Here is a 14,563-nt window from a genome sequence, read left to right as displayed (position 1 = left end):
GGGCATGGGACAACGTACGCAGGCCGCGGCGGGATGTCTGACCACCGCGCTCGGGGCGGGCGCGGGACTCGCGGTGTGGGCCGTGGGTGCCCGGGGGCGGTTCCGGCGGTTCGAGGCGGCCCCGGACTGGAGCGTGCTCTACGCCGAACTGCCGCTGGCGGTCCTCGGCGGGGCCGCCGCCGCCCTGGCGGCCTGGGCCCTGCTCCGGCGGCTCAGACCACGACGCTGAGCCCCTCGAGACCCCGGATCACGAAGTTCGGCTTCCGCTCCGGCTCCTCGGCGAGGCGCAGCGTCGGGGCCCGCTCCAGCAGCGCCCCCATCGACGCCGCCAGTTCGATACGGGCCAGCGGTGCGCCGATGCAGTAGTGGATGCCGGCGCTGAAGGAGATGTGGGGGTTGTCGGTGCGGGTGAGGTCGAGGGCGGAGGGGTTCCGGAACACCGCCGGGTCGTGGTTCGCGGAGCCGAACAGCATCGCGATCTCCGCGCCTCGTGGAATCGTCGTGCCGTCGATCTCGATCTCGTCCAGGACCCAGCGCTCGAAGAGCTGGAGCGGGGTGTCGTAGCGCATCAGCTCCTCGATCGCGGACGGGATCAGCGTGTGGTCCGCCCGCAGCAGCTCCAGCTGCGCCTCGTTGCGGAACAGCGCGTACCAGCCGTTGACCGTGGCGTTCACCGTGGCCTCGTGACCGGCGTTGAGCAGCAGGACGCAGGTGGAGATCATCTCCTGCTCGGTGAGCCGGTCGCCCTCGTCGTGGGCCTCGATGAGTCCGGAGACGAGGTCGTCGCCGGGTTCCTTGCGGCGCGCCGCGATCAGCTCGCGCAGATAGTCGGAGAACTCCACCGACGCGCGGACGGCCCTGGCCGCGGTGTCCTCGGACGGGTTCAGCTCGTACATCCCGCAGATGTCCGCCGACCAGGGGCGCAGCGGGCCCCGGTCGGACTCCGGGATGCCGAGCATCTCGGCGATCACCGCGACCGGGAGGGGCTCGGCGACGTCCTTCAGCAGGTCGCCGCCGCCCGCCGCGACGAGCCCGGACACCAGGTCGTCGGCCAGGTCCCGCACGTACGGCTTCAGCCGCTCCACCGTGCGCGGCGTGAACGCCTTCGACACCAGGCGGCGGATCCGGGTGTGGTCCGGCGGCTCCAGGTCGAGCATCCCGTGGTCGTTGAGGGTGTGGAACGGCTCCTGCTCCGGCGGGGGCGCCGTGCGGCCGAACTCCTCGTGCGTGAACCGGTGCTGGTACGTCCGCCCGAGGCGCCGGTCGCGCAGCAGGGCCGAGACGTCCGCGTGGTGCGGGACGAGCCACTGGTTCGTGGGCTCGAACCAGTGCACGCGGCCCCGGGCACGCAGGTCGGCGTAGGCGGGGTACGGGTCGGCGAGGAACGCCGGGTCCCACGGGTCGAACCCGAGGTCGAAAACAGCTGCCATGGACGGACGCTAGCCCGGCACCCCCCACTCTGACCAGGGGCGCCGCCCCCGGTCACCCCGGGGTCACCAGCCGCGCCTCGTAGGCGAACACCGCCGCCTGTGTCCGGTCCCTGAGGCCCAGCTTCACCAGGATCCGGCTGACGTGCGTCTTGATCGTCGACTCGGCGACCACCAGCCGCTCCGCGATCTCCGAGTTCGACAGCCCCTGCGCGATGAGCACCAGCACCTCCGTCTCCCGGTCGGTGAGATCCCCGTAGGCCGCCTGCGCGGAGGGCATCAGGGGCGGCTTCTCGGAGAGCTTGGAGAACTCGGTGATCAGCCGCCGGGTCACCGACGGCGCCAGCAGCGCCTCCCCCGACGCCACCACACGCACCCCGTCGGCGAGCTGACGGGCCGAGGCGTCCTTGAGGAGGAAACCGGAGGCTCCCGCGCGCAGCGCCTGGTACACGTACTCGTCGAGGTCGAAGGTGGTGAGCACCAGCACCTTGGCGGCGCCGTCGGCGGCGACGATCTCGCGGGTCGCCTCGATGCCGTTCAGCTCGGGCATGCGGATGTCCATCAGCACCACGTCCGGGGCGAGCTCGCGGACCTTGGCGACGGCCTCCCGGCCGTTCACCGCCTCGCCGACGACCTCGATGTCCGGCATCGCGTTCAGCAGGACCGAGAAGCCCTCGCGCACCATCATCTGGTCGTCCGCGATCAGCACCCGGATGGTCATGAGCCGTCCTCGTCCGGCAGGGCGACCGGCAGGAACACCGCCACCTCGTAGCCCCCCTCGTCCGTACGGCCCGCCGTCATCTCGCCGTCCAGCATCGACACCCGCTCCCGCATGCCCGTGATGCCGTGCCCCGCGCCGGGCGAGGGCTTGATCAGGCTCGGGTTCGGCGGCGGGCCGTTGACGACGCGCAGACCCAGCCCGCCGAGCACGTACCCGATCTCCACCCGGGCGGTCGCGCCCGGCGCGTGCCGCAGGGAGTTGCTCAGGGCCTCCTGCACGATCCGGTACGCCGACAGCTCCACGCCCTGCGGCAGTTCGCGCACCGCGCCGGTCACCACCTTGTCGACGCCCAGCCCGGCCTCCCGCACGTTGGCCAGCAGCCCCTCCAGGTCGGCGAGCGTCGGCTGCGGGGCGTCCGGGGCCTCGTAGTCCTCGGCGCGGACGACACCGAGGACGCGGCGCAGTTCGGTCAGTGCCGCCACCGCGTTCTCCCGGATCGTGGCGAACGCCTTCTCCAGCTCCGGCGGCGGGTTGTCCACCCGGTAGGGCGCGGCCTCCGCCTGGATGGCGACGACCGACATGTGGTGGGCGACCACGTCGTGCAGCTCGCGGGCGATCGTCGTGCGTTCCTCCAGCAGGGTGCGGCGGGAGCGCTCGTGCGCGGTGACCGTCTGCTGGGCGGTGACCTCCTGCTCGGCGTGGCGGCGGATGTGCCAGACGGTGACGCTGAGCAGGATCAGCGCCGAGAGGATCAGCATGGCGCCGGAGTTGCTGCCGTACATGGAGGTCGGGCCGATGCCGCTGTCCGCGACGATGGCGTACAGCGCCGTCAGGACCCACATCCACCCGGCCGTGCGCGGCCTGGTGCGTATCGCCACCACCGTCAGGACGGCCAGGTGGCTGACGAAGCTGCCGGCCGCCCACGGCCATTCGAACCAGCGGCTGCCGAGCACGGCCACGACCGGGGTGGAGACCATGGACGCCCAGAACGCCCCCACCGGCCGCACCATGGTCAGCAGCACCGGGATCGCGCAGAACAGACCCATCAGCGCGGCGGGCCCACCGGAGTCGACGGTGGCGAGAGCCACGGAGATCAGGGCCGCCGTGACGATCAGGGCGTGCGGTATCCAGGCCGCGTACTCCCGCAGCCGTCCCGGCAGCCGCCGGGCGAACCGCCCGTCCGTGCGCCGGCCCGGCAGCGGCCGGTAGGCGAAGGCGTCATGGATCAGGTCCTGTCGCAGTCCGCGCAGGGAGTCCACCGCCACCCGGTACTCCGGGCTGCGCGGCACGGCCCCGCCCCCCGGTGGCGTGGTCTGTGGGTGAGTCGTCTCGGTCACGTACAGAACGGTAAGCGCGTCCCGGGTCCCGGTCGTCCCCAGTGAGAGGGGTTCCACAGGGTCCCCCTCAGGTACTACGGGGCAGTCGCCGCGCCGCCCCTCAGTACCCCGACGGCCGCACCAGCCCCGACTCGTACGCGAACACCGCCGCCTGGGTGCGGTCCCTGAGGCCCAGCTTCACCAGGATCCTGCCGACGTGGGTCTTCACCGTCTGCTCGGCCACGAACAGGTGCCGGGCGATCTCCGCGTTCGACAGGCCCTGCGCGATCAGCGAGAGCACCTCCGTCTCCCGCTCGGTCAGATCGCCGACGCGTTCCTTCAGCGGGGCGCGGGGCTTGCCGTCGAGCCGGGAGAACTCGGCGATCAGCTTGCGGGTGATGACCGGGGCGAGCAGCGCCTCCCCGGCCGCCACCACCCGGACCGCCTCGGCGAGCTGCTCGGACGAGGCGTCCTTCAGCAGGAACCCGGAGGCTCCGGCGCGCAGCGCGTCGTACACGTACTCGTCGAGGTCGAAGGTGGTGAGGACCAGCACCCTGATCTCCGGGTGGGCGGCGATGATGCGCTCGGTCGCCTCGATGCCGCCGATGCCGGGCATGCGGATGTCCATCAGGACGACGTCCGGGGCGAGCTCCGCGGCCAGGGCGACGCCGCCCTCACCGTTCTTCGCGTCGCCGACGACCTCCATGTCGGGCTGGATGCCGAGCAGCACGGTGAAGCCCTGCCGGACCATCGCCTGGTCGTCGACGATCAGAACCCGGATGGGTTCGCCGGTACCGCTCGTCATGAGGTCCTTTTCCGGGGGGCGGTGGGTGGGTGGGTGCCCGCGGTGCCGGCGGGCGGGGTGTCCGGGAGGAAGGCCGTGACCTTGAAGCCGTCCCAGTGCCACGGGTGGGCCGTCATCGTGCCGCCGAGCATCGCGACCCGCTCCCGCATGCCGAGCAGGCCGTGTCCCGCGCCGGTCGACGGCGGGGGCGGCCCGGTGGGGCGGCCGTTGACGATCTCCACCTCCAGGCCGTCCGGCTCGTAGGCGAGACGGACCGTGATCCTCGCGCCGGGCGCGTGCCGCAGGGCGTTGCTCAGCGCCTCCTGCACGATCCTGTACGCCGACAGCTCCACGCCGGGCGGCAGCGGGCGCCGCTCGCCCCTGATGTCGGTGACGACCTCGCGGCCGACGGCCCGGGTGTTCTCCACCAGCGAGTCGAGCCGGTCGAGCGTGGGCTGCGGGGCGTGCGGTGTGCTCTCGTCGCCCGCGTCGGCGAACGGCTCCCCCGGCCCGGGGTGCTCCGAGCGCAGCACGCCCAGCACGCGGCGCAGTTCGATCAGGGCCTCCAGGGCGTTCTGCCGGATGCCCGCGAGGTTCTCCCTGAGCTCGTCGGGCGGGTTCTCCACGAGGTGCGGGGCGACCTGCGCCTGGATGGAGATGACCGACATGTGGTGGGCGACCACGTCGTGCAGCTCCCGCGCGATGCGGCTGCGCTCCTCCAGCAGCGTGCGGCGGGTGCGTTCCTCGGCGGTGAGGGTGGTCTGCTCGACGAGCTGCGCGCGGGCCTCCCGGCGGCCGCGCAGGGCGGTGCCGAGTATCACGACGACGGTGAACAGGCAGACCGCGAGCACACTCGTGGTGTCGTAGGGCTCCTCGGCCCCCAGGCTCTCCAGGACGTAGGTGACGAGCCAGGTCACCGCCAGGGCCGCCACCGCCGCGCGGGTCGGCACCCGCAGCGCGAGCAGCAGCAGCACGAACAGCTCGGCGATGATCCCGGCCGCGGTCCAGGGCCAGGTGTAGGTCTCCAGGTCGAAGCCCATCCGGGTGCGCACCGTGGCGGCGCCCAGGGCGAACAGTCCCAGGGACAGCCACCAGGCCGGCACCGGCCGCCACAGCCCCAGCACCATGGCGCCGCCCTGCCCGCCCGCGATCAGGAGAGCGAGGGCGGGGACCAGATGGCCGTTGTCGTTCATGTCGCCCGTGCCGCCGAGCGTGACGCCGAAGGCGGCCAGGCACACCAGCCCGTGCGGCAGCCAGCGCAGCCAGGTGGAGGGCGGCAGCGGATCGGCCCGGACGGTCCACAGATCCTCGCGCAGGCCCCGCAGCCAGCCCTTGACGCGCGCCCGCGGCGCGCGGCCCACCCCCGTGTCCGTCACGCGGCCCAGCCTAGACATGACGCGCCGCCTTCGCCGCGCCCCGGTCGGACGGACGGTGCGCCCGCACCACCCGCGAACCCCGGCCCCGGCCCTCGCCGCCCAGCCCCTCACCGCTCCGCTCGCCGCCGCTCAGCCGCCCGCCGCCGCTGCCCTCGAAGGAGCGGAAGGCGGCGCAGCAGACCGTGAGGACCAGCACGAACACGGGCAGCCACAGCAGCCGGTCCCCCACCCAGGCCAGGCCGTCGGGCGGTGTGTGCAGTCCGGGCAGCCGGCCCGCGAGCAGGCCCGTGGCGGTGCTCGCCATGAGGGCCGTCTGGTGCCAGAGGAAGACGGTCATCGCCGTCAGGTTGACAAGCGCCACCGCCGCCCACGCCACGGGCCGGCGCATCGCGCGCCGCAGCCGCTCGCGCAGCAGCAGGGCGCCACCGCACTGGGCCAGGCCGAACGTGACGACGGCCAGTGTCGGCGGATACAGGTTGGAGACGCCCTGGCCCGGGACGCCGACCATCGAGGCCGGATAGCCCGCCCATGCGACGAGTCCCGCCGTCGCCGCCGCACCGCCGACGAGCAGGATCCAGCCCGCGCGGCGGCGCTCCAGCTCCCCGCGGGTCCAGGCCGCGCCCAGGGTGTAGGGCACCGCCCAGCCGGCCGCCACGTTCACCCAGCCGAGCCAGGCGGGGCCGCCGAGGCCGAAGCGCAGCAGGTCCACATGCAGTACGACGGCCAGCGGCCAGAGCGGGTTGAGCCGGGCGAGCAGCGGGGTGGCCGCCGTCAGGCCGGCGAACACCAGGAGGAACCACAGGGGGGACAGGGCCAGTTTCACCAGCGTGCGGACCGTGCCGTACTCGGTGCCCGACAGCAGCAGCGCGACGGCGGCGACCGTCCACAGGGTGAGGACGGCGGCGACCGGCTTGAACAGCCGGGACAGCCGGGCCGTCAGCCACTGGCGGTACGGGACTCCACGGGCCCGCGCCGAGGCATGGCCGCGGGTGGCGACATGGCCGCCGATCAGGAAGAACACGGCGAGTGTCTGGAACGTCCAGGAGACGGGTGCCAGCCACGGCATGTGATGCAGCGGGCTCGCCGTGCGCAGGGTGCGGCCGTCGGACACCAGGGCCGTGACGAGCCAGTGCCCGAGGACGACACCGAGGACGGCGGCGGCGCGCAGGGCGTCGACGGCCCGGTCGCGGCCGGGCGGGGTGGCCGCGCCGATGCGTCCGGCGCCTCGGCGCACTCGCTGCCGGACGGCGTGTACGCCGATGTCAGTCATGGGTCACCGCCTTGGTCTCGCCCAGGACGATCCGGGCCAGGTTGGTCAGGGAGGTCGTGCCGGGGCTGAAGTACGTGCTGTGGCCGACGTCGCCCGCCGCGAACACCCGGGCGCCGAAGGCCGGGGTCACGGGGTCGGTGCCGAAGCCGACGCTGGTGCCGAACAGGTCCACGCTGAGATGCGGCACGTGCTCCACCCAGTCGTCACCGCCCCGGGCGGCCCAGACACGGGCCCGGGTGTGCAGGCCGGCGACGGAGTCCGCGCCGGTGCCGGGGCTGCCGACGAGCGCGATGTCGTCGACGGCGAGCCCGGCGGCGGATCGGCCGCAGACGACCGAGCCGTACGAGTGGCACAGCAGCGAGATACGGGGTCCGGGGCCCGCGATGGCCCGCAGGTCGGCGACGAGCGCCCGCAGGTGCGGGGCCGCCTGCTCCGCCCTGCCGGTCGTGGTGACCGTCGTGCTGACCGTGCCGGGCGTCTCGTAGCCCAGCCATGCCACGACCGCGGTACGGGTGCCCGCCGGGGCCTGCCGGGCGAGCTGCCGGTGCAGGGCGGCGGCCGCCGCGTGGAACCGGCCGTAGGTGTCGAGGCTCGTGTCGGAGCCGGGGACCAGGACGGCGATGCGGTCGGCCCGGGCGAGGTCGCCGAGGACCTCCGTCACCTGACCGGAGCCGCGGCCGTCGAAGTGCAGCAAGTGCCTTTCGGGAGAGGCGAGATGACGGTCCGTCGCGGCGCGGTCCCGGTCGTGATGGGCCGCCGCCATGCGGGCCGCCTCGGCGGCGTTGGCCCGGTTGGCCGCGTAGGCCTCGCCGAGCGTCGACGCGTGGAGGGAAGCGAGCAGCGCGGGGGCCGGGGCGGGGGTCGGTGGCCGTACGGCCGCGGAGAGGGGGAGCACCACCGAACCCGTCACCAGCGCGGCGAGCGTGGCACGGCACCATCGGCCAACACCCGGCGAGCGGCCGGCACTCCGCCATCCGCCGACACGGAACCATCCGCCGACGCGGGGCCATCCGCCGACGCGGGGCCATCCGCCGACGCGGGGCCATCCGCCGACGCGGGGCCATCCGCCGACGCGGGGCCATCCGCCGACGCGGGGCCATCCGCCGACGCGGGGCCATCCGCCGACGCGGGGCCATCCGCCGACGCGGGGCCATCCGCCGACGCGGGGCCATCCGCCGACGCGGGGCCATCCGCCGACGCGGGGCCATCCGCCGACGCGGGGCCATCCGCCGACGCGGGGCCATCCGCCGACGCGGGGCCATCCGCCGACGCGGGGCCATCCGCCGACGCGGGGCCATCCGCCGACGCGGGGCCATCCGCCGACGCGGGGCCATCCGCCGACGCGGGGCCATCCGCCGACGCGGGGCCATCCGCCGACGCGGGGCCATCCGCCGACGCGGGGCCATCCGCCGACGCGGGGCCATCCGCCGACGCGGGGCCATCCGCCGACGCGGGGCCATCCGCCGACGCGGGGCCATCCGCCGACGCGGGGCCATCCGCCGACGCGGGGCCATCCGCCGACGCGGGGCCATCCGCCGACGCGGGGCCATCCGCCGACGCGGGGCCATCCGCCGACGCGGGGCCATCCGCCGACGCGGGGCCATCCGCCGACGCGGGGCCATCCGCCGACGCGGGGCCATCCGCCGACGCGGGGCCATCCGCCGACGCGGGGCCATCCGCCGACGCGGGGCCATCCGCCGACGCGGGGCCATCCGCCGACGCGGGGCCATCCGCCGACGCGGGGCCATCCGCCGACGCGGGGCCATCCGCCGACGCGGGGCCATCCGCCGACGCGGGGCCATCCGCCGACGCGGGGCCATCCGCCGACGCGGGGCCATCCGCCGACGCGGGGCCATCCGCCGACGCGGGGCCATCCGCCGACGCGGGGCCATCCGTTGACGCGGGGCCATCCGCCGACGCGGCGCATGCCGCCACCACCGCCGTCGGCACTGCGCATGCCCCCACCACGGCCGTGGTCACGGCCGTCGGCACGGCGGTACTTCGGTGCGGGCCCCATGGTCGTCCCCTCCAGCGCACCCGGCCATCGGGTCTGCATGAAAGGGAAGTTACGGAGCAGGAGACCTCGACCGCGTCCCGCCCGGGAACTCACCTGCGGCGTAGCTCTCAGGTACTACGGGTACGACCCGGGGACCGCTCCTACGGGACCTAGGATCCTACGGGTCTACGGGTCTACGGGCCTCACGGACCGTCGCAGGACGCTGTCACGAAGCCGCGCAGCGCACCGTTCACCAGGCCAGCTGCGCGATCTCCTCCACGACGACCGCGCACGCGTCCGCCGCCGGGTCGATCAGCGGGAAGTGCCCCACGTCCTCCAGCAGCGTCACCCCCACCATCTCGCCGGCCTTCGCCGCCGCTTCCGCGTACGACTCGGCGACCGCATGCGGCACGTCCAGATCCGCACGGCCCTGGACGAGGGTGGTGGCGATCCCGGTGGGCAGCAGCAGCGCCGGGTCGGCGTACGGCTGCCGCTCGGCGAAGTACTCGTCCCCGCCCAGGAGTTGACGTGCGGCACCGCCGCACACGTCCAGCTTGTCGGCGACCGCGAGGTCCGCGATCGGGGCGAGGGCGACGACGCCGCGCAGCGAGACCGGGCTGCCGCCGCGCCAGGGCGAGTCGGCCGGCAGGACGTGCCGGGCGGCACCCCACAGGGCGAGATGCCCGCCCGCCGAGTGGCCGGTGAGGACCGTACGGCGCGGGTCGGCCTGCGGCAGCACCTCCCGCACCTGCGCGGGAAGGGCGTCCAGCGCGGCGGCGACGTCGTCGAAGGTGTCGGGCCAGCGGCCCGCGACAACGTCGCCCTCGCCACCGCGCCGGTACTCGACGCTGGCCACGGCGAACCCGCGGCGGGCGAGGAAGTCCGCGAAGGGGCTGATGTGACGCCGGTCGTACGGCGCCCGCCAGGCACCGCCGTGCAGCACGACGACGACCGGGGCCGGCCCGGGGCCGCCCGCCCGGCGCGGCGCGAAGAAGTCGATCACCTGGTCCGGGTGGTCGCCGTAGGCCGCGGTGGCGTCGGGGTCGACGGGCGCGTGGGAGAAGGCCGACTCCTCCTCGGCAGCGGCCCGTGCTGCTGCGACGTCGTCCGTCATGCTCCAACCCTCCAGCGATGAACCGTACGCGGCGGACCAGTTGAGGGGGTCAGCCGTTGGCCGGGACGGTACCAGGCGCGTGACATGCGCGGACATGCAGATGTCACGCTGGGTGAAGAGCGGACGGACACCGCGGGGCCGGGACACCACCGGGCGCCCCGGCCCCGCCGCCGCCCGGGCCGGGGCCACCGCTCAGGCCGCCTCACCGTCTCAGGCCGCCTCACCGTCTCAAGCCGCCTCAGGCCGCCTCAGGCCGCCTCAGGCCGCCTCAGGCCAGCGTCTGCGCCAGCACCCGCGCCGCCCGTTCCACGTCGGCGAATCCGACGTAGAGCGGCGTGAAGCCGAAGCGCAGCACGTCCGGCGCCCTGAAGTCGCCGACCACACCCTGCTCGATCAGCCGCTTCATCACGTCACCGGCGATGGGGGCACCTCCCTGCTCGAACGAAGTTGAGAGCTCGGGGGAACAGCGCAGCGCGATCTGGCTGCCCCGCTCCGCGTGCGCCACCGGCGTCACGCACTCCACCCTGCCCTCGGGCACATACGCCGCCACGCACTCCAGGAAGAAGTCCGTCAGTGCCAGGGACTTGGCCCGCACCGCCTCGACCGGCACCCCGTCCCAGACCTCCAGGGCCGCCTCCAGGGCGAGCATGGAGAGGATGTCGGGCGTGCCGACCCGGCCGCGCAGGGCGCCGGGGGCCGGTTCGTAGCCGGTGCGCATCCCGAACGGCTCGGCGTGCGAGTTCCAGCCGGGCAGCGGCGAGTCGAAACGGTCCTGCAGTTCCCGCCGCACATACAGGTACGCCGGTGAACCGGGCCCGCCGTTCAGGTACTTGTAGGTGCAGCCGACCGCGAGGTCCACGCCGTGCGCGTCCAGCCCGACCGGCAGCGCGCCCGCGCTGTGGCACAGGTCCCAGACGGCGACCGCCCCGGCCTCGTGCGCGGCGGCCGTCAGGCCGGGCAGGTCGTGCAGCCGGCCGGTGCGGTAGTCGACGTGGTTGAGCAGGACGGCGGCGGTGCGCCCGCCCAGCGCGCCCGGCACGTCCGCGGGTGCCACGGGCCGCAGGGTGCAGCCGGTCATGCGGGCGGCGGACTCGGCGATGTACCCGTCGGTGGGGAAGGTCGTCGCGTCGACGAGGAGCTCGTCACGGCCCTCCCCGGCCATCCGCACCGCGCCCACGAGTGCCTTGAGGACGTTGACGCTGGTGGAGTCGCCCACGACGATCTGCCCGGGCGCCGCTCCGACCAGCGGGGCGATCCGGTCGCCGATCCGCTCGGGCGCCGTCCACCAGCCGCTCTCCTCCCAGGACCGGATGCGCAGCTCGCCCCACTGCCGGCGTACGACGTCCTCGACCCGGCCGGGGACCACGGCCGGCAGCGCGCCGAGGGAGTTGCCGTCGAGGTAGACGACCTCGTCCAGGACGAACTCCTCGCGCTTGCCGCGCAGTTCGTCGACGGCGTCCAGCTTGTGCGCGCGTTCCGCCAGTTCAGACATAGGACCGCGCCGTCCACAGCTCGGGGAAGACGTTCTTCTGCGCGCGCTTCTCCAGCCAGGCCACCCCGGCGGAGCCGCCCGTGCCGGTCTTGGCGCCCATCGCGCGGCGGGTGGCGACCAGATGGTCGTTGCGCCAGCGCCACACCAGCTCGGCGACGTCGCTCAGCGCCTCGCCCAGCCGGGCGACCTCGTCGCTCTCGTCACCCGAGTAGACGGCCGTCCAGGCCGCCTCCACCTCCGGCGACGGCTCGTAGCGCCGCGAGACGTCGCGCCGCAGCACCGCCTCCGGGATGTCGTGCCCGCGCCGCGCCAGCAGCCGGACGACCTCGTCGTACAGGCTCGGCTCGTGCAGCGCCTTCTCCAGCTCGGCGTGCACACGCGGTGCGCCCCGGTGGGGGACGAGCATGGATGCGGACTTGTCCCCGAGCAGGAACTCCATGCGCCGGTACATCGCCGACTGGAAGCCGGAGCCCTCGCCGAGAGCGCTGCGGTACGAGTTGAACTGGGCCGGCGTGAGCTGGGCGAGCGGCTTCCAGGAGTGGTTGAGCGCCTCCAGCTCGCGGACGGACCTCTTGAGCGCGGCGATGGCGGTGGGGATGTCGTCACCCCTGAGCGCGCCCGCCGCCGTCTCCCACTCGTGGACGATGACGGTGAACCACAGCTCCATCACCTGGGTCGTCACCAGGAAGACCATCTCTCCGGGATCGTCGGAGAGGGTGTGCTGGAGGTGGGTGAGTACGTCCGCCTTGACGTAGTCCTCGTACGGCGTCGTGCCGTGGAAGTCGAGATGCGGGGTCTCGGGCTCGTGAGCCTCGTGGGACATCGCTGTCTCCTGCGTATTACTCCGGGTAGCGGTCCGCCCCTGCCGAATCCGACACGGGGGCCCCGGTCCCCGAGGGCATCTTGCGCAATCGTCCTGCGAAACGCAATCGTCCCCCGAAACCGCAAGGCCCGCCTTCCACGGACGGGCCTCGCGTACTCCGACTCCGACCGGGTCTCAGCCCAGGACCTGCGCCGCCGTCGGCGAGGAGTCCTTCAGAAACTGGGAGCAGCGCTCGTACTCCTCCTGCTCGCCGATCGCCTGCGCGGCGCGGGCGAGGGCGTGCAGGGCACGCAGGAAGCCGCGGTTCGGCTCGTGCTCCCACGGCACCGGGCCGTGGCCCTTCCAGCCGCTGCGCCGCAGCGCGTCCAGGCCGCGGTGGTAGCCCGTGCGGGCGTACGCGTAGGACTCCACGGTCGCGCCCCGCTCGAACGCCTCGTCGGCGAGCTGGGCCCAGGCGAGCGAGGAGGTGGGGTGCGCACCGGCGACCTCGACGGACGCGGCACCCGCCGCGAGCATTTCCCGCGGCCCGGGGTCGTCGGGGAGATGGGTCGGGGGCGGACCCCCGAGAAGGTTCTCGTGAATGGACATGCCCCAAGTCTGCGCCATCCCACTCGGCCGCGGGCACCGGTCCGGCTCAGTCTCGGCCTGAGCGCCCCGCCTACCCCAACCGTTTCCGCACCGGCTCCCCCTCCAGCGGTGGTGCCGTGACACCTCCGTGCCGCAGGCACTCCGGCCGCTTGCAGTCCGGCGGGGGCCTGCGGACCACCGCGGCCGCGATCACCGCGCCGACCACCAGCGCCCCCGCGCACCACCCCATGGCCTTTCCGAACGCCGTGTCGAAGGCGGCCGGCTCCCGGTACGCCTCCTCCCCCATGCCCGCCAGCAGCGGCAGCGCCGCCACCGCCATCAGGCCCGCCGCCCGGGCCGCCGCGTTGTTGATGCCGCTGGCCAGCCCGGCGCGCACCACGCTCACCGAGCCCAGCACGGTCGCCGTCAGCGGTGCCACCAGCGTGACCAGGCCCAGCCCGAGCACCAGCAGCGCCGGAAGCACATCGGCGAGGTAGGACGCCCCCGGCCCGACCCGCAGCATCAGCAGCATCCCGGCCGCGCACAGCAGCGGCCCGACGGTCAGCGGGATCCGCGGCCCGATGCGGTCGGCCAGCTCGCCGGAGCGGGCGGACAGCAGCAGCATCAGCACGGTCGTCGGCAGCAGCGCCGTACCGGCGGCGAGGGCCGAGTAGCCCACGACCACCTGGAGCTGGAGCGCGGCGAGGAAGAAGAACCCGCCGAGCGCCGCGTACACGCACAGCGTGACCAGGTTGACGGCCGTGAACTGCCGGGACGCGAAGATGTCCGGCGGCATCATCGGATCGGGCCGGCGCCGCTCGACGACCACGAAGGCGACGGCCGCGGCCAGCCCGGCCACCGCCGAGACCGCCACCACGAGACCGCCCTCACCGGCCTCGATCAGCGCGTACGTCACCAGTGCGAGCGCCAGCGCCCCCAGCACGGCCCCGAGCACATCGAACCGCCCGTGGGCCGAACCGTCCCCCGACTCGGGCACGTGCCGCAGCGCGGCCGGCACGCACACCAGGGCCACCGGCACGTTCAGCAGGAACACCCACCGCCAGCCCGGCCCGTCCACCAGCCAGCCGCCGACGAACGGCCCGACCGCCGCCCCGATCCCGCCGAAGCCGGACCACAGGCCCACCGCCCGCCCCCGGTCGTCGGGGTGGAAGGACGCCTGGATCAGTGCCAGTGACCCGGGGGTGAGCAGCGCGCCGCCGACCCCCTGCAGGGCCCGCGCGGCGATCAGCACGCCCGCGTTCGGCGCGATCCCGCACAGCAGCGACGCCAGCGCGAACCACACCACGCCGACGACGAAGACCTTCCGCCGCCCGAACCGGTCCCCCAGCGCCCCGCCGAGCAGGATCAGCCCGGCCAGCGTGACCATGTACGCGTTCACCGTCCACTGCAGGGCGGACAGGCTCGCGTCGAGGTCGCGCCCGATGCGCGGCAGGGCGACGTTGACGACGGTCGAGTCCAGCATCGCCATGCTGGAGCCGAGGACGGTGGTGAGCAGGACCCACTTGCCCTGCGGGGAGGCCAACCGGACATCGGGCATGCAGGGAGCATACGGAAGAGCCCGGCACCTCAGGAGGTGCCGGGCTCCACACGAGCGAACCGGATCGAGCCGGTGCGAACCGGATGCGAGCCGGATGCGAGCCGACGCGAACCGGATGC

The 14,563-nt window shown here is 74.2% G+C and carries 13 protein-coding genes; 1 reads left to right on the top strand and 12 read right to left on the bottom strand.

Annotated features, from left to right (window positions below; all coding sequences use genetic code 11):
- Positions 1 to 4: 4 nt before the first annotated feature.
- The gene (locus FDO69_RS28360) at positions 5 to 229 is read left to right on the top strand and encodes a hypothetical protein (protein ID WP_104783204.1); all 225 of its coding nucleotides are present in this window, start codon (positions 5 to 7) and stop codon (positions 227 to 229) included.
- On the opposite strand, the gene FDO69_RS28355 is transcribed toward FDO69_RS28360, so the two are convergent.
- From FDO69_RS28355 to FDO69_RS28300, 12 genes are all read right to left on the bottom strand, one after another.
- Positions 213 to 1,430 carry a cytochrome P450 gene (locus tag FDO69_RS28355; RefSeq protein WP_104783201.1) on the bottom strand — a complete coding sequence of 406 codons (1,218 nt, stop codon included), beginning with the start codon at positions 1,428 to 1,430 and terminating at the stop codon, positions 213 to 215. The two genes, FDO69_RS28360 and FDO69_RS28355, sit on opposite strands and share 17 nt — an antisense overlap.
- 52 nt (positions 1,431 to 1,482) lie before the next feature.
- On the bottom strand, positions 1,483 to 2,148 hold the full coding sequence (locus FDO69_RS28350; protein ID WP_104783198.1) for a response regulator: 666 nt from the start codon (positions 2,146 to 2,148) through the stop codon (positions 1,483 to 1,485).
- Positions 2,145 to 3,485, bottom strand: coding sequence for a sensor histidine kinase (locus tag FDO69_RS28345; RefSeq protein WP_234388148.1), 1,341 nt, complete (start codon positions 3,483 to 3,485; stop codon positions 2,145 to 2,147). The genes FDO69_RS28350 and FDO69_RS28345 overlap by 4 nt, the downstream gene beginning before the upstream one ends.
- Before the next feature lie 100 nt (positions 3,486 to 3,585).
- The gene (locus FDO69_RS28340) at positions 3,586 to 4,269 is read right to left on the bottom strand and encodes a response regulator (RefSeq protein WP_104783196.1); all 684 of its coding nucleotides are present in this window, start codon (positions 4,267 to 4,269) and stop codon (positions 3,586 to 3,588) included.
- Positions 4,266 to 5,642 (bottom strand): sensor histidine kinase, encoded by a 1,377-nt coding sequence (locus tag FDO69_RS28335; RefSeq protein ID WP_104783193.1) that lies wholly within the window; start codon positions 5,640 to 5,642, stop codon positions 4,266 to 4,268. Before FDO69_RS28335 ends, FDO69_RS28340 begins: the two co-directional genes overlap by 4 nt.
- Entirely contained in the window at positions 5,635 to 6,894 is a 1,260-nt protein-coding gene (locus FDO69_RS28330; protein ID WP_104783190.1) for an acyltransferase family protein, read from the bottom strand. Before FDO69_RS28330 ends, FDO69_RS28335 begins: the two co-directional genes overlap by 8 nt.
- Positions 6,887 to 7,804, bottom strand: coding sequence for an alpha/beta hydrolase (locus tag FDO69_RS28325; RefSeq protein WP_420878553.1), 918 nt, complete (start codon positions 7,802 to 7,804; stop codon positions 6,887 to 6,889). Before FDO69_RS28325 ends, FDO69_RS28330 begins: the two co-directional genes overlap by 8 nt.
- A gap of 1,336 nt (positions 7,805 to 9,140) precedes the next feature.
- On the bottom strand, positions 9,141 to 10,004 hold the full coding sequence (locus FDO69_RS28320; protein WP_104783187.1) for an alpha/beta hydrolase: 864 nt from the start codon (positions 10,002 to 10,004) through the stop codon (positions 9,141 to 9,143).
- A 268-nt stretch (positions 10,005 to 10,272) separates the two neighbouring features.
- Positions 10,273 to 11,496 carry a kynureninase gene (gene kynU, locus FDO69_RS28315; protein WP_104783186.1) on the bottom strand — a complete coding sequence of 408 codons (1,224 nt, stop codon included), beginning with the start codon at positions 11,494 to 11,496 and terminating at the stop codon, positions 10,273 to 10,275.
- Positions 11,489 to 12,319, bottom strand: coding sequence for a tryptophan 2,3-dioxygenase family protein (locus FDO69_RS28310; RefSeq protein WP_104783183.1), 831 nt, complete (start codon positions 12,317 to 12,319; stop codon positions 11,489 to 11,491). Before FDO69_RS28310 ends, kynU begins: the two co-directional genes overlap by 8 nt.
- 174 nt (positions 12,320 to 12,493) lie before the next feature.
- Positions 12,494 to 12,907, bottom strand: a complete 414-nt coding sequence (locus tag FDO69_RS28305; protein WP_104783314.1) for a DUF3151 domain-containing protein — start codon at positions 12,905 to 12,907, stop codon at positions 12,494 to 12,496.
- Between the two features lie 70 nt (positions 12,908 to 12,977).
- The gene (locus tag FDO69_RS28300) at positions 12,978 to 14,444 is read right to left on the bottom strand and encodes an MFS transporter (RefSeq protein WP_104783180.1); all 1,467 of its coding nucleotides are present in this window, start codon (positions 14,442 to 14,444) and stop codon (positions 12,978 to 12,980) included.
- Positions 14,445 to 14,563: the final 119 nt, after the last annotated feature.

It is taken from the genome of Streptomyces tibetensis (genome assembly GCF_007655005.1).
GTDB classification, from domain to species: Bacteria; Actinomycetota; Actinomycetes; order Streptomycetales; family Streptomycetaceae; genus Streptomyces; species Streptomyces tibetensis.
The sequence above is the reverse complement of the archived record's forward strand: the minus strand, read 5'-3'. Positions and strand labels throughout refer to the sequence as shown.

What these genes read in the sequence shown, in the direction of transcription:
- FDO69_RS28360 (WP_104783204.1), top strand. Translation starts at nt 5, where the DNA reads ATGGGACAACGTACGCAGGCCGCGGCGGGATGTCTGACCACCGCGCTC.
- FDO69_RS28355 (WP_104783201.1), bottom strand. Translation starts at nt 1,430, where the DNA reads ATGGCAGCTGTTTTCGACCTCGGGTTCGACCCGTGGGACCCGGCGTTC.
- FDO69_RS28350 (WP_104783198.1), bottom strand. Translation starts at nt 2,148, where the DNA reads ATGACCATCCGGGTGCTGATCGCGGACGACCAGATGATGGTGCGCGAG.
- FDO69_RS28340 (WP_104783196.1), bottom strand. Translation starts at nt 4,269, where the DNA reads ATGACGAGCGGTACCGGCGAACCCATCCGGGTTCTGATCGTCGACGAC.
- FDO69_RS28335 (WP_104783193.1), bottom strand. Translation starts at nt 5,642, where the DNA reads ATGTCTAGGCTGGGCCGCGTGACGGACACGGGGGTGGGCCGCGCGCCG.
- FDO69_RS28330 (WP_104783190.1), bottom strand. Translation starts at nt 6,894, where the DNA reads ATGACTGACATCGGCGTACACGCCGTCCGGCAGCGAGTGCGCCGAGGC.
- FDO69_RS28320 (WP_104783187.1), bottom strand. Translation starts at nt 10,004, where the DNA reads ATGACGGACGACGTCGCAGCAGCACGGGCCGCTGCCGAGGAGGAGTCG.
- kynU (WP_104783186.1), bottom strand. Translation starts at nt 11,496, where the DNA reads ATGTCTGAACTGGCGGAACGCGCGCACAAGCTGGACGCCGTCGACGAA.
- FDO69_RS28310 (WP_104783183.1), bottom strand. Translation starts at nt 12,319, where the DNA reads ATGTCCCACGAGGCTCACGAGCCCGAGACCCCGCATCTCGACTTCCAC.
- FDO69_RS28305 (WP_104783314.1), bottom strand. Translation starts at nt 12,907, where the DNA reads ATGTCCATTCACGAGAACCTTCTCGGGGGTCCGCCCCCGACCCATCTC.
- FDO69_RS28300 (WP_104783180.1), bottom strand. Translation starts at nt 14,444, where the DNA reads ATGCCCGATGTCCGGTTGGCCTCCCCGCAGGGCAAGTGGGTCCTGCTC.